This is a genomic window from Streptomyces sp. NBC_00212 (genome assembly GCF_045206365.1).
Classification (GTDB): Bacteria; Actinomycetota; Actinomycetes; order Streptomycetales; family Streptomycetaceae; genus Streptomyces.
Genome location: NZ_CP108115.1, coordinates 2,854,810 through 2,868,303, shown reverse-complemented (window position 1 = coordinate 2,868,303; position 13,494 = coordinate 2,854,810). Strand labels below are relative to the sequence as shown.

11 protein-coding genes are annotated in these 13,494 nt (G+C 71.4%); 3 read left to right on the top strand and 8 right to left on the bottom strand.

All coding sequences use genetic code 11. From position 1 onward, the window contains the following. Nucleotides 1–126 precede the first annotated feature (126 nt). Nucleotides 127–519 (top strand): SCO5389 family protein, encoded by a 393-nt coding sequence (locus OHA17_RS12830; protein ID WP_053727014.1) that lies wholly within the window; start codon nt 127–129, stop codon nt 517–519. Nucleotides 520–600: 81 nt separating this feature from the next. Here OHA17_RS12830 and OHA17_RS12825 read toward each other — a convergent pair whose 3' ends face one another. Continuing rightward, nucleotides 601–1,638 carry an LLM class flavin-dependent oxidoreductase gene (locus tag OHA17_RS12825; protein ID WP_406506713.1) on the bottom strand — a complete coding sequence of 346 codons (1,038 nt, stop codon included), beginning with the start codon at nt 1,636–1,638 and terminating at the stop codon, nt 601–603. Nucleotides 1,639–1,854: 216 nt separating this feature from the next. Between OHA17_RS12825 and OHA17_RS12820 the strand changes: the two genes are divergently transcribed. Beyond that, entirely contained in the window at nt 1,855–2,187 is a 333-nt protein-coding gene (locus OHA17_RS12820; RefSeq protein WP_053727016.1) for a hypothetical protein, read from the top strand. A gap of 6 nt (nt 2,188–2,193) precedes the next feature. On the opposite strand, the gene OHA17_RS12815 is transcribed toward OHA17_RS12820, so the two are convergent. The 7 genes from OHA17_RS12815 to mce form a co-directional block, all read right to left on the bottom strand. Next, the gene (locus tag OHA17_RS12815; protein WP_398879262.1) at nt 2,194–3,045 is read right to left on the bottom strand and encodes an ABC transporter permease subunit; all 852 of its coding nucleotides are present in this window, start codon (nt 3,043–3,045) and stop codon (nt 2,194–2,196) included. Further along, a complete protein-coding gene (locus OHA17_RS12810; RefSeq protein ID WP_406506710.1) occupies nt 3,042–4,214 on the bottom strand; it encodes an ABC transporter ATP-binding protein in 1,173 nt (390 codons plus the stop codon). Before OHA17_RS12810 ends, OHA17_RS12815 begins: the two co-directional genes overlap by 4 nt. A gap of 130 nt (nt 4,215–4,344) precedes the next feature. Beyond that, on the bottom strand, nt 4,345–5,124 hold the full coding sequence (locus OHA17_RS12805; RefSeq protein ID WP_406506708.1) for an ABC transporter permease: 780 nt from the start codon (nt 5,122–5,124) through the stop codon (nt 4,345–4,347). Between the two features lie 3 nt (nt 5,125–5,127). Further along, complete coding sequence (locus OHA17_RS12800; protein ID WP_406506706.1) at nt 5,128–6,126, bottom strand: ABC transporter ATP-binding protein; 999 nt, start codon at nt 6,124–6,126, stop codon at nt 5,128–5,130. Between the two features lie 96 nt (nt 6,127–6,222). Next, nucleotides 6,223–7,161 carry a cellulose-binding protein gene (locus OHA17_RS12795; RefSeq protein WP_053727021.1) on the bottom strand — a complete coding sequence of 313 codons (939 nt, stop codon included), beginning with the start codon at nt 7,159–7,161 and terminating at the stop codon, nt 6,223–6,225. Nucleotides 7,162–7,275: 114 nt separating this feature from the next. Beyond that, entirely contained in the window at nt 7,276–11,466 is a 4,191-nt protein-coding gene (gene scy / locus OHA17_RS12790) for a polarized growth protein Scy (RefSeq protein ID WP_406506704.1), read from the bottom strand. Nucleotides 11,467–11,666: 200 nt separating this feature from the next. Continuing rightward, complete coding sequence (gene mce, locus OHA17_RS12785; RefSeq protein ID WP_398879271.1) at nt 11,667–12,107, bottom strand: methylmalonyl-CoA epimerase; 441 nt, start codon at nt 12,105–12,107, stop codon at nt 11,667–11,669. A 137-nt stretch (nt 12,108–12,244) separates the two neighbouring features. Between mce and OHA17_RS12780 the strand changes: the two genes are divergently transcribed. Continuing rightward, a complete protein-coding gene (locus OHA17_RS12780; protein ID WP_398879273.1) occupies nt 12,245–13,444 on the top strand; it encodes an acetyl-CoA C-acetyltransferase in 1,200 nt (399 codons plus the stop codon). The last annotated feature ends 50 nt before the right edge of the window (nt 13,445–13,494 follow it).

Here is a 13,494-nt window from a genome sequence, read left to right as displayed (position 1 = left end):
CATCGCGCCTACCGTGGAAGCGGGAGGTTGTCGGCCGCGCACGCAGCGTTGTCGGGAGAGACGGCCGTCATGCTCCCTTTCCCTGCCCGTAAGGCCCCGCTCCCCGGGGTCGCGAGAGGAGAAACCATGTCGCTCGACGTCTCACCGGCCCTACTCGAACAGGCCGAGCGAGGCGAGGTCGACGAAGCCGCCTTCGTCGACTGCGTCCGGACCTCCCTGCCCTACGCGTGGGAGATGATCAGCTCTCTGGTGGCCCAGCTGAAGGTCGACGGCGGAGAGTTCGCCGACAACCAGACGCCACCGCCGGACGAGCAGGCGCGCGGCCAGCTGCTGCGTGCCCTTGCGAGTGACGCCATTCGCGGTGCGCTCCAGCGGCACTTCGGTGTCCGTCTGGCGTTCCAGAACTGCCACCGTGTCGCGGTGTTCCCTCTGGACCCCTCATCCGATGAGCGGCTCGCCCGCTTCACCTCGATCAGGGGTCAGCTGCTGAACCAGTCTCCGGAGCTTCGGGACTGCTGAGGTCTTCGCTGCCGCTCCGCGTCGCGGGAGGTGCAACTGACGCGGGGCGGTGGCTACTTGGGCCACGGCGGCCCTCATCCGCTAGCTCAGCATCGGCAGCACCTCCGCGCCGAGGCGCCGTACGTTCTCCTCCGTCGCGGCCAGGTCGCCCGAGCCCTCCACGAGCAGGGCGAAGCGGGTGATGCCCGTGCGCTCGGACGTGGCGGCCAGGCGGTCCGCGGCCAGGCGCGGAGTGCCGACCGGGTGCAGACCGCAAAGGAGTTCGGTGTACGCCACCGGGTCGCGCATCGCGCGATGGCGGCCGTCGACCGTCACATGGGCGTCAAGCCCCTGCTTCAGCCAACCCGGCATCGACTTCAGCAGCGTCTCGGCGGCCTCGGCCCGGCGGTCGGCGAGCTGGGCCACCCCGGCCGACACATGGCCCGCCGCCGCGACCTTCTCCGGCGCGTGGCCCGCCGCCAGCGCCTCGCGGCGCCACAGCGCGACCATCTCGGCCTTCTCCTCGTCGCCGCAGTGCATCCCGAGCAGCATCGGCAGCCCGCGGTCCGCGGCCAGCTTCACGCTCCTCGGCGACGTACAGGCCACGATCACCTCGGGGCAGGCGTCGTCGGGACCGCCGTCCAGGATCTCGTCGGGCCGCGGCACGACCGGGACCTCCCGGAAGGTGAATCGTTCCCCCAGGCCGACCACGCGGGGCTCGCGCAGCCAGCGCAGGAGCAGATCGAGCGACTCCGGGAAGCCCTGCTCGTACGCCCTCAGGCCGGAGCCGAACACCTCCAGGTCGACCCAGGGCCCGCCGCGCCCCACGCCGAGCGTGAACCGCCCGCCGGAGGTGAGGTGCAGCAGCGCGGCCTGTTCGCCGACCGCCACCGGGTGTGCGGTCGGCAGCACGGTGACCGCGGTGCCGACCCTGATCCGTTTCGTGCGCCCGAGCAATAAGGCCGCCAGCGTCACGGCCGACGGGCACACGCCGTACGGTACGAAGTGGTGTTCGGCCAGCCACACCGAGTCGAGCCCTGATTCCTCGGCCACCTCGGCGGACCTGACCGCACGATGGAGCGTTTCTCCCTGCCCCTGGCCCGGGAACTGGGCTGCCAGTACAAAAGTTCCCACACGCATCGCCTTCTGCCTCCTTGCGGCCGACGCGGCTCTCCCCCTCTTACTGGCAAGAACGTCTGACAAGTGCCAAAGGCACGGGCAGGCGCCAACTTCTTGCGATTGTCCGCTAAGAGTCCCTCTAACGGGTGACTCTGGCACGCCCTACCCCGGCGGGTACCCGTCGTGCGTGGGCCTAGGCTGGAGAGAAACGTCCGACCCGCCCCGTGAGGTGTCTACGTGTCCCCGCGCCGCAACCGCCCCAAGGGCGGCGAGAAGCCGATCGAGTCCGAGAGCCGGACGGAGGGCGGCGACCGCTTCGGGCTTCAGGGCACCGAGTCCTGGCAGGGCGAGGAGTGGTCGGTCCGGCATGTGGCGGGGGCCAGTGCCGCGGGCAAGCGGTACCGCTGCCCCGGCTGCGACCAGGAGATCCCGTCGGGCGCCCCGCACCTGGTGGCCTGGCCCGAGTACGCGGGCGTCGACGAGCGCCGCCACTGGCACAAGGCCTGCTGGAACGCGAAGGACCGCCGCACCACGCGGGTGCAGCGGTCCAGGAACGCGCCGAGGTACTGAACGCCCTCACACGTCCCGCGTCTTGAGCGACAGGAACGCGCCGCCGAGCGCGAGGGCGGTGACCCCGGTGATGATCCACAGCGGCTCCCAGCCGCTCGGCCCGGAGTTCGAGATCGATTCCCCGTAGAAGGCGCTCAGCTGGCTCGGGATCGAGTACTCCAGGAGGAAGTTCCGCACGCCCTCAAGGGACGGGCTGAACATGAACAGGGCGAGCACCAGCGGCAGCAGCACCAGGCCGATCATGATCGTGATCGAGCCCGCGGAGTGCCGGATCAGCGCGCCCACCGCGAGCGACAGCAGCCCGATCATCGCGACGTAGAGGCCCACGCCCACCGTGGCGCGCAGCCACTCGCCGCCGCTCGGCGTCGCCGCGTCCGGCAACAGGGCGCTCTGGATGGCCGCGACCAGCGTCGTCATGGCCGTCACGATCACGAACGCGAGCAGGAAGAAGACGACCGACTTGGCGGCGAGGATCCGGCCCCGGCTCGGGCAGGCCGTCAGGGTCGTACGGATCATGCCGGTGCCGTACTCGGACGCGATGGTCAGCACGCCGAGCGTGATCACGCAGATCGTGCCGAGCAGCACTCCGTAGAAGCCGAGCAGCAGGACCGAGTTGTCGCCCATGTGCGCGTCGCTGGACCGCACGACGATGCCGGCGAGCAGGCCGAGGCCGAGGAGGAGCACGATCAGCACGCCCAGTGTCCACATCGTGGAACGCACCGACCGGATCTTGGTCCACTCGGAGGCGAGCGCGTCACCGAAGGTGGCCCGCCGCACGGCGATCGGCGAGGTGTACGCGCCGAGCGGCCCGCCCGGTGCCTGCTGCGGGTGCGGCTGCTGCTGGTAGGGGGTGGTCATCGGGCGTCCTCGGGCTTGGTCGGGGCGGCAGGCGCGGCCGGGGCCTGCGGAACCGGGGGAGCGGCGGGCGGCTGCGGCTGCGGAGCCTGCTGGACCGGCGGCTGGTGCACCGGGGCCTGCTGGGGTGCGGCCGCGTACGGGTTCTGGCCGGGCGGCGGCGGGGCGTACCAGCCCTGCTGCGGCACGTCGGGGATGACCGGCGGCGGCGCGTACCCGGGCGCCATGGCGGGCTGCAGGCCCGCCTTCTGGTCGGCCGTCGAACGGTAGTCGACCGCGCCCTGCGTCATCCGCATGTACGCCTCCTCAAGGGAGGCCTGGTGCGGGGAGAGCTCCCACAGCCGTACGTCCGCCTGGTGGGCGACGTCGCTGATGCGGGGCAGCGCGAGGCCGGTCACGCGCAGCGCGCCGTCCGGCTCGGGCAGCACCTGGCCGCCCGCCTCGGTCAGCGCGGAGGCCAGCTTCTCGCGCTGGGCGGGCTCGGTGGCGGGGGTGCGCACCCGGGCGAAGTCGGCGGAGTTGTGCGAGATGAAGTCGGTGATCCGCATGTCCGCGAGCAGCTGGCCGCGGCCGATCACGATGAGGTGGTCGGCGGTCAGTGCCATCTCGCTCATCAGGTGCGAGGACACGAACACGGTGCGGCCCTCGGCGGCGAGCTGCTTCATCAGGTTGCGCACCCACAGGATGCCCTCGGGGTCGAGGCCGTTGACCGGCTCGTCGAAGAGCAGCACCTGCGGGTCGCCGAGCAGGGCCGCCGCGATGCCGAGCCGCTGGCCCATGCCGAGCGAGAACCCGTTGGAGCGCCGCTTCGCGACCTCCTGGAGGCCGACCACGCCGAGCACCTCGTCGACCCGGCGGGCCGGGATGCCGGAGAGCTGGGCGAGCGAGAGCAGGTGGTTGCGGGCGCTGCGGCCCCCGTGCACGGCCTTCGCGTCGAGCAGCGCGCCGACCTGGCGCGGGGCGTTCGGCAGGTTGCGGAAGGGGTGGCCGCCGATGGTCACGTGGCCGGCGGTCGGCTGGTCCAGGCCGAGGATCATGCGCATGGTCGTGGACTTGCCGGAGCCGTTGGGCCCCAGGAATCCGGTGACCGCGCCGGGTCGTACCTGAAAGGAAAGGTTGTACACGGCCGTCTTGGCGCCGTAGCGCTTCGTCAGGCCGACTGCCTCGATCATTCTCCAGCCCCATCGACGGTTTGGGTCGTCGGGGCGGTGTCCGGCGTGCGGCCGGCGTGCCCCCGTATGAGTGAGGAGCTTATCCAGGCCTTGACGGTTCCGGCTAAGTCGTCGCGTCTGCGCAGGTCGCTCAGGCGTCCCGCTTCCTGAGGACGAGATAGCCGCCGGCCAGCGCCGCGATCACCCACAGCACCATGATGCCGAGGCCGCCCCAGGGCCCGTACGGCGCCGGATCGCTGTTCATCGCGTCCGGCACCACCTGCATGATCTGCGAGCCGGCCCGGTCGGGGAAGTAGCGGGCCACGTTCTTGGCGCCCGGCACGGCGGACAGGATCTGCGAGATCAGGAAGAAGAACGGCATCAGGATGCCCAGCGACAGCATCGAGCTGCGCAGCATCGTGGCGACGCCCATCGAGAACAGCGCGATCAGCGCCATGTAGAGCCCGGCGCCGACGACCGCCCGCAGCACGTTGGGCTCGCCGATCGTGGTCCTGTGCGGGCCGAGCAGCGCCTGGCCGAGGAAGAACGACAGGAAGCTGGTCGCCATGCCCACGATGAGTGCGAGCAGCGTCGCCACGGCCAGCTTGGCGAAGAGGAACGTGCCCCGCCGCGGCACGGCCGCGAGCGAGGAGCGGATCATGCCCGAGCTGTACTCGGTGCCGACCACCAGGACGCCGAACACGACCATCGCCAGCTGACCGAGGATCATCCCGGAGAAGCTGATGAACGTCGGGTCGAAGGTCAGCTTCTCGGTCGGCCCCAGATCGTCGAACTGCGACTTCATCAGCGCGCACAGCGCCGCGCTGATGGCGACCGTGACGATCAGGGCGCAGGCCAGCGTCCAGGTCGTCGAGGAGACCGTACGGATCTTGGTCCACTCGGACTTGAGGACCGCGGGTACCGATGCCATGGCTCAGACCCCCTGGCCCCGGTCGTACGCGCCCCAGTTCGGCGCCCGCCGCCCGGAGCCCCGGTCCGGCGGCGCGGGCGGCCCGCCGGGGGTGCTGGCGCCGTGCGCGTGGTACTCCACCGAACCCGCCGTCATCTGCATGAACGCCTCTTCGAGGGAGGCCTGCTGACCCGACAGTTCGTGCAGCACGAGCTGGTGCCGGGCGGCCAGTTCACCGAGCGCCTCGATCTTGCCGTTGTCGATTTCGATGGCGCCGTCGCCGGTCTGGAGGAAGGGGACGCCGTTCTGGTTCAGCACGTCCATGAGCCGCTCCCACTGCGGTGAACGCAGCCTGACGAAACTCCGAGAGTTCTGCCGGATGAAATCGGCCATCGATGTATCGGCGAGCAGTCGGCCCTGCCCGATAACGATCAAGTGATCCGCGGTGAGCGCCATTTCGCTCATCAGGTGAGACGAAACGAAGATCGTTCGCCCTTCGCCCGCGAGCTGCTTCATCAGATTGCGGATCCAGTGAATTCCCTCGGGGTCCAGACCATTGACGGGTTCGTCGAACATCAGGATCTCGGGGTCGCCGAGCAGCGCCGAGGCGATTCCCAGGCGCTGCCCCATACCCAGCGAGAAGCCCTTCGCCTTCTTCTTCGCCACTGCGGAGAGCCCGACCGTGTCGAGCACCTCGGAGACCCGCGCGGCCGGAATCCGGTTGGACTCGGCGAGGCACAGCAGGTTGTTGTACGCGGTGCGGCCGCCGTGCATCGCCTTGGCGTCGAGCAGCGCCCCGATGTACTTCAGCGGCTCGGCCAGCTCGCGGTAGTGCTTGCCGTCGATGCGTACGGTCCCACTGGTCGGGTTGTCCAGATCGAGCAGCATGCGCATGGTCGTCGACTTGCCGGCCCCGTTGGGCCCCAGGAATCCGGTCACCACACCGGGTCTGACCTGGAAGGACAGGTGATCGACGGCGACCTTGCTGCCATAGTGCTTGGTGAGGCCCTCTAGCTCGATCATGCGACTACGCTAAGTGCGGACAAAGCCCCCTGCCACTGGAGTGGCAGAGGGCTTCATGACCTTCGACCGCAGCCCACGGGGGAAGGGCTGCGGGGACTAGCGGGCCTGCTGCGCCGGGACGCCGCGCGAGACGGGCTCGTCGTCGACCGGGGAACCGGCGGCGGCCACGGCCGCACCGGTCAGCGTCGCCAGCATCTCGCGGACGTTGGTCAGCTGCGCGTTGATCGAGTCGCGGCGGTTGGTGAGCGCCGCCAGCTCCCGCTCGGATTCCGAACGGATCCGGTCCGCCTTGGCGTTGGCGTCGGCCACGATGTCCTCGGCCTGGCGCTGGGCGGTCTCCACCGTCTGGCGCGCCCGGCGCTCCGCGTCCGTACGCAGCTTCTCGGCCTCCAGGCGGAGCTGCTCCGCGCGGTGCTCGATCTCCGCGAGGCGCTTCTCGGCCTTGGCCTGACGCGACGCCAGGTCGCGCTCCGACTGCTCGCGGCGCTTGGCGAGGTTCGTCTCGAAGTCCGCGGCGGCCTGGGCGGCCTTGGCGCGGGTCTCCTCGAAGAGCGCGTCCGCTTCCTCGCGCTTGGACTGCGCGTCCTTCTGCGCCTCGGAACGGAGCTGAGAGGCGTCACCCTTCGCCTTCTCGACGATCCGTACGCCCTCGTCCTCGGCCTTCGCCTTGCGCTCGGAGGCGAACGACTCGGCGTCGTTGCGCACCTGCTGAGCGGCCGACTCGGCGAGTTCGCGGTGCTGTTCGGCGGCCCGGCGGGCCTCCTCGCGCAGGTCCTTCGCCTCTTCCTCGGCGAGCCGCAGGATCTTTTCGACACGCGCACCCAGACCCGCGTACGACGGCTCCGCGTCGTTCACCTGAGCCTGGGCGTTCTGCGTTTCGAGGTGGAGCTCCTCGATGCGCTTTTCCAGAGAAGTGATCCGTGCCAGAGCACTGTCACGGTCGGCGACGAGCTTGGTAATGCGGTCATCCACCTGACCGCGGTCGTAACCACGCCGCACGAGCTCGAAGCCGAAGGGGGAGGAAGTGTCGCTCATGGGGTTCCTGTCGAATGAGACCGGTGAGGTGATAGGGGGAATCCTAGGGGCCCAAGCGGCGTGTCATCGAGCGGATGCCCGTTTGATCTGGAGAATGTCCAGCCTTTTGAGTGGCTACCCCTCGGAGGACTTGCCACTCGAACGAGTTGACCCAGCCGCCGCACCCGCCTTCACACCTGCGGAGGAACCGCCGCTGGACGCGGACTTGCCACCCCCGGTCGGCGCCTCGAACGACTCCAGTGCCTCAAGTACATCCTGAACGCGGGAGATCTCGGCATTGATGTCCGCGCGCCGCCGTACCAAAACGTCGAGTTCGCGCTTGCCCTCCTCGACCGTGCGGCGCGCCTCGGCGGCCGCCTCGTCGCGCAGCGCGGTGGCCTCGCGGATCAGCTCGGCCTTCTTGGTCTCGGCCTCCTTGAGCAGCGCCTCCGCCTTCTTCACGGCGGCGATACGGACCTTGCCCGCCTCGGAGTTGGCGTCGGAGACCAGCGCCTTGGACTTGGCCTCGGCCTCGGCGGCCTGCTCCGTGGCGGCCTTCACCAGCTTGTCGACGCGCTCGCCGGCCGACTTCATCTGCTCGGCGCTCTCGCGGCGGGCCCGCTCGTGCAGCTCCTCGACCTCCGACTCGGTGCGCGAGCGCATCTCCTCGGTGCGTTCCCTTATGGCGGTGGCGTCCGCGCGCGAGCCGGCCAGCAGCTCGTCGGCGTCCGTACGGGCCTTCTCCACCAGGGAGTTGCCCTCGACCGTCGACTCGGCGACGATCCGCTCGGCCTCCTTGCGGGCCGCGCCGACCATCGTGTCGGCCTGCTCCTCGGCCTCGGTGGCAGCGCGCAGCGCCTCCTCCTGGGCCTTGTTGATGAGCTGGTCGGCCTGCTCGGCCGCGTCCGCACGCCGCTTGGCCGCGGCCGTGCGGGCCTCGTCGAGCAGCCGGTCCGCCTCCTCGCGGGCTTCGGTGCGCGTCTTCTCCGCGGCCTCCTCGGTACGGGCCTTGTTCTTCTCGGCCTCGGCCCGGATCCGCTCGGCGGCCTGCTGGGCGGAGCCCACCGTGTCGGCGGCCTCGGCACGCAGCCGCTCGGCCTCGCCGCTCGCCTCCGCGATGAGCTGGTCGGCCTGGGCGGCCGCGTCCGTACGCCGCTTGTCGGCGGCCCGACGCGCCTCGTCGAGGACCCGGTCGGCCTCGGCGCGGGCTTCGTTTATGGTCTGCTCGGCCTCGGCACTCGCCGCGCCGAGCGTGGAACCCGCGTCCGCGCGCGCCTCGGTGGTGACCAACTCGGCATACGCGTTGGCCTCGTTGGTGGTGCGCTCGGCATCCGCCTCGGCCTTGCTGGTGACCCGCTCGGCCTGCTCCCGGGCCGCCGTCGTGACCTGCTCGGCCTCGGCGAGGGCCGCGGAGGTGACCCGCTCGGCCTCCTCGCGGGCCTCGGCGCGCAGCGCGTCGGCCTCGGCCTGGCCCTCGACCCGTACCTGCTGGGCCTCGGTGGTGAGGCGCTCGGCCTCGGCGGTCGACTCGGCGGCGAGCCGCTCGGCCTCCGCCGTCGCCTCGGTGACCAGGCGGTCGGCCTGGCTCGCGGCGTCGGAACGGATCCGGTTGGCGTCCTCGCGGGCCTCGGCCCGGGTGCGGGCCGCGTCCTGCTCGGAGGAGGCGAGCGCGTCGGAGGCCTCGGTACGCATGCGCTGCGCGTACTCGGAGGCGTCCGAACGGGCCTTCTCCGCCTCGGCCATGGCGTCCGCCACGGTCCGCTCGGCCAGCGCCTTGGCGGCCTCGGACTCCTCCTGGGCGCGCGCCCGGACCCGGCTCGCGTCCTCGCCCGCCCGCTCCCGCTCGGCGTGCGCGTCGGCGCGGACCCGGTCCGCCTCCTCCTGCGCCTCGGTCGTGGTGCGCTCCGCCGCGTGCTCGGCGGCACTGCGCAGACCCGTGATCTCCTGCTCGGCCTCCTCGCGGAGCCCGGACACCGAATCCCGTACGTCCTTGGCGGTCTGCTCGGCCGTCGACACCAGCTCGGTGGCGCGCCGGTCGGCCTCCTCGCCGAGCCGCTGCGCCTCGGCCTGCGCCTCCTCGACGCGCTTGCGGGCGGAGGCCAGCAGGTCCTCGCTCTGCTCGCGAGCCTGGGCGCGCTCCGAATCGGCCTCCGCGCGCGCCGAGTTGAGCGTTTCTTCGGCCTCGCGGCGGCGCCGGGCGGACTCCTCCTGGGCGGCGGCGAGCGCCTCGGCGGCCTCGGCGCCGACCCGCTCGGCGGCGGCCGCGGCCTCCGCGCGCATCCGGTCGGCGGTCTCCTGCGCCTCGGACTTGAGCCGCTCGGCCTCCGCGGACGCCTCGGAACGCAGCCGGGACGCCGCGTTCTCCGCCTCGGAACGGGCGGTCGAAGCATCGGAAGCGGCCTCGGTGCGCAGCCGCTCGGCCTCCTGCTCGGCCTGCGCCTGGAGCGTACGGATGCGCTCGGCGGCCTCGGTGCGGATCCGCTCGGTCTCCTCGGCGGCCTCGCGCCGGATCCGCTCGCCCTCGGCGCGGGCGTCGGTGAGGGCCTGCTCGGCGGCGGCGTGCCGCTGCTCGGCCTCGGTGTGCAGGCGGGTCAGTTCCTCGGCGGCCTCGGCCTGACGGGCCGCTATCGCCCGCTCGGTCTCCGCGCGCAGCTCAACTGCCGCCTGTTCGGCGCCCGTTGTGGTCTGCTCGGCCTGCTCCTCGGCCTCGGCGCGCAGCCGCTCGGCCTCCGCGCGGGTGCGCTCCAGGGTCTCCTCGGCCTGCTTGCGCAGCGTGGTGGCCCGCTCGACGGCTTCGTTCCGTACGCGCTCGGACTCGTTGCCCGCGGTCGTCCGCAGCTCGTCCGCGTCGGCCTTCGCCTTGGCGAGGAGCTCCTCGGCGGTCTTGGCCGCCTCCTCGATCTGCTGGACGGCCTCGCGCCGCGCCTCGCCCCGGATCCGCTCGCCCTCGGCGACCGCCTCGGCGCGCAGCTGCTCGGCCTCGCCGCGCAGCCGGCGGGCCTCCTCCTGGAGCTCGACCGTCTTGGCCCGGTACTCCTTGGTGTCGTCCTTGGCCGCGCCCTTGAGTTCGTCGGCCTGCTCGGCCGCCTCGCCGCGCAGCCGCTCCGCCTCGGCCTCCGCCTCGCGGCGGATCCGCTCGGCCTCCTCGGACGCCTTGCGCGTGGTCTCCCTGGCGTCCTCGGACGCCTTGGTCAGTACCTCCTCGGCCGTACGCGCGGCCTTGGCGAGCTGGGCCGCGGTGTCCTCGGCGGCGCTGGTGCGGGCCGACTCGGCGGCCTCGGTGCGCAGCCGCTCGGCCTCCGCCTTCGCGTCCTCAAGAGCCTGCTCGGCCTCGGCCTTGAGGGTCTCGGACTCCTTGGTGGCCTCCGCGACCAGGCGGGCGATCTCGGTCTTCGCGGTCCTGGTGCGCTGCTCGTTGGCCGACTCGGCGCTCGCGAGCTGCTTGGCCGCGGCCTCCTTGGCCTCGGTGACGGCCCGTTCGGCCTCGCTGCGCGCCTCGCGCAGCGCGGCCTCCGCCTCCTGCATCCGCTGCTCGGCGGCCCGGCTCAACTCGGCGGCCTGCTGGCGCGCCTGGTCGGACTCGGCGGTGGTGGTCGTGCGCAGCTGCTCGGCGTGGGAGGTGGCCTCCTGGGCCTGTGTGGAGGCCGCGTTCAGGAGCCGCTCGGCGTCCTTGCGGGCGCGCAGCAGCGTGGCTTCGGCCTCGGCGCGGGCCGACTCGGCATCGGCGCCGAGCCGTTGGCGGGCCTCCTCGGCGATGCGGGTGGCCTCGGCGCGGGCCGCGGCGAGGGACTGCTCGGCCTCGGCGCGGGACTCGTCGAGCAGGCGGCGGGCCTGCGATTCGGTGCGGGCGCGCAGCTGTTCGGCCCACGCCACGTTCTCGTTGACATGTGACTCGACGGTGGCCCGGCGCTCGGCCAGCTCCTGGTCCAGGCGCTGGCGGCGGTTGACGGCCTCGGCGTGCAGCTCCGCCTGGAGGCGAGCCTGGTGCTCGGCGTGCTCCTGGAGGATCCGCTGGGTCTGGGCACGGGCGTCGCGCAGCTCGCGCTCGGCGTCCGTACGCAACTGCTCGGCCTGCATCTGGGCGTTGCGGAGCAGCTGTTCGGCCTGGTAGCCGACGTTCGCCGCGTCGTAGGCGGGACGGGTCGCGAGATTGCGGCGCGCCTCGTGGAGCTTGGCGCGCAGCACTTCGACCTGGTAGCCGAGATCCTCGGCGTGCTGAACGGCCTTCTCCCGCTCGGTCTTCAGCCGCTCCATCTCGGCCTCGAACCGCGAGAGGTGGTCGTCAGGCCGGTGGCTCTGGCTCTCCTGGCGTTCGTAGCCCCGCACTGCGCGGTCCCATCCGTCCCCTGGTCGCGAACACTGCCCGTACGAGCGCCGTCCGACCGCGAGTGACAGCGGACGGGCCCCCGGTGAATGGTGTCAGATCAAAACAGGGGCGTGGGTCCCAGGCCCCGACCCGACCCCGGCCCGGAACCGCCCACTGTACCGGGCCGAGTATCCGGAGGTCCGGCCTCCACTGTGTGGGCTCAGTGGGCGGTGGTGCCCTCGGGTGCGGAAGTGACGAGTTCGGTGAGTACGCCGTGGCAGTCCTTGGGGTGCAGGAAGGTGATCTGCGAGCCCATCGAACCGGTGCGCGGCTGGTCGTAGAGGACGCGTACGCCCTTGTCGCGGATGGCCTCGGAGTCCGCGGTGACGTCCCCGGTGCCGAAGGCGATGTGGTGGACGCCCTCGCCGTTCTTGGCCAGCCACTTGCCGACCGCCGAGTCCTCGCGGGTCGGCTCCAGGAGCTGGAGGTAGGAAGCCCCGCCGTCGGAGGTCTCGTTGATCTTGAGCATGGCCTCGCGCACGCCCTGTTCCTCGTTGATCTCGGTGTGGAACACCTCGAATCCGTACGTCGCACGGTAGAACTCGACGGTCTTGTCGAGGTCGAAACAGGCGATCCCGATGTGGTCGATTCGCGTCAGCATGGGTCCAGTGCAGCGCTCGCAGGGGTGGTTACGCAACGTGCGCGCGATCACACCTACTGCCCGGTGACGTGGGCAGTACCGCTCAGTACATTCAAAGTAAACCCTCGTTCACCTCACCTCCCTAGGGGCCGTGCCTCATGTCTGGAACGACCGGTACCACCTCAGTGATCGTCGCGGGCGCCCGTACGCCCATGGGCCGGCTCCTCGGCTCCCTCAAGTCCTTCTCCGGCGCCGACCTCGGAGGGTTCGCCATCAAGGCGGCCCTGGACCGGGCCGGCATCGGCGGCGACCAGGTGCAGTACGTGATCATGGGCCAGGTGCTCCAGGCCGGGGCCGGCCAGATCCCCGCGCGCCAGGCGGCCGTCAAGGCCGGCATCCCGATGAACGTCCCCGCGCTCACCATCAACAAGGTGTGCCTGTCGGGTCTGGACGCGATCGCGCTCGCCGACCAGCTGATCCGCGCGGGCGAGTTCGACATCGTGGTCGCCGGCGGCCAGGAGTCGATGACCAACGCCCCGCACCTGCTGCCCAAGTCCCGCGAGGGCTACAAGTACGGCGCGATCGAGATGCTCGACGCGATGGCGTACGACGGTCTGACCGACTCCTTCGAGAACATCCCCATGGGGGAGTCCACGGAGAAGCACAACACCCGTCTGGGCATCGCCCGCCCCGAGCAGGACGCGATCGCCGCCGCCTCGCACCAGCGCGCCGCGGCCGCCCAGAAGAACGGCATCTTCGAGGCCGAGATCACCCCGATCGAGATCCCGCAGCGCAAGGGCGACCCGGTCCTGTTCGCCAAGGACGAGGGCGTGCGCGCCGACACCACCGTCGAGTCCCTCGGCAAGCTGCGCCCCGCCTTCGCCAAGGACGGCACGATCACGGCCGGCACCTCCTCGCAGATCTCGGACGGCGCGGCCGCGGTCGTCGTCATGTCCAAGGCCAAGGCCGAGGAGCTGGGCCTGGAGTGGATCGCCGAGATCGGCGCCCACGGCAACGTGGCGGGCCCCGACAACTCGCTCCAGTCACAGCCCTCGAACGCGATCAAGCACGCGGTCGGCAAGGAGGGGATCACGGTCGAGGACCTCGACCTGATCGAGATCAACGAGGCCTTCGCGGCGGTCGCCGTGCAGTCAATGAAGGACCTCGGAATTTCCCCGGAAAAGGTGAATGTCAACGGCGGCGCCATCGCTCTCGGCCACCCGATCGGCATGTCCGGCGCCCGCGTCGTGCTGCACCTCGCCCTCGAACTGAAGCGCCGCGGCGGCGGCGTGGGCGCGGCGGCCCTGTGCGGCGGCGGCGGTCAGGGCGACGCGCTGATCGTGCACGTTCCCAAGTAAGCGCAGTCCGGGCAAGTAACACCCGCGAGCAACCCCCTGATCCCTGCGGT

What these genes read in the sequence shown, in the direction of transcription:
- OHA17_RS12830 (WP_053727014.1), top strand. Translation starts at nt 127, where the DNA reads ATGTCGCTCGACGTCTCACCGGCCCTACTCGAACAGGCCGAGCGAGGC.
- OHA17_RS12825 (WP_406506713.1), bottom strand. Translation starts at nt 1,638, where the DNA reads ATGCGTGTGGGAACTTTTGTACTGGCAGCCCAGTTCCCGGGCCAGGGG.
- OHA17_RS12815 (WP_398879262.1), bottom strand. Translation starts at nt 3,045, where the DNA reads ATGACCACCCCCTACCAGCAGCAGCCGCACCCGCAGCAGGCACCGGGC.
- OHA17_RS12810 (WP_406506710.1), bottom strand. Translation starts at nt 4,214, where the DNA reads ATGATCGAGGCAGTCGGCCTGACGAAGCGCTACGGCGCCAAGACGGCC.
- OHA17_RS12805 (WP_406506708.1), bottom strand. Translation starts at nt 5,124, where the DNA reads ATGGCATCGGTACCCGCGGTCCTCAAGTCCGAGTGGACCAAGATCCGT.
- OHA17_RS12800 (WP_406506706.1), bottom strand. Translation starts at nt 6,126, where the DNA reads ATGATCGAGCTAGAGGGCCTCACCAAGCACTATGGCAGCAAGGTCGCC.
- OHA17_RS12795 (WP_053727021.1), bottom strand. Translation starts at nt 7,161, where the DNA reads ATGAGCGACACTTCCTCCCCCTTCGGCTTCGAGCTCGTGCGGCGTGGT.
- mce (WP_398879271.1), bottom strand. Translation starts at nt 12,107, where the DNA reads ATGCTGACGCGAATCGACCACATCGGGATCGCCTGTTTCGACCTCGAC.
- OHA17_RS12780 (WP_398879273.1), top strand. Translation starts at nt 12,245, where the DNA reads ATGTCTGGAACGACCGGTACCACCTCAGTGATCGTCGCGGGCGCCCGT.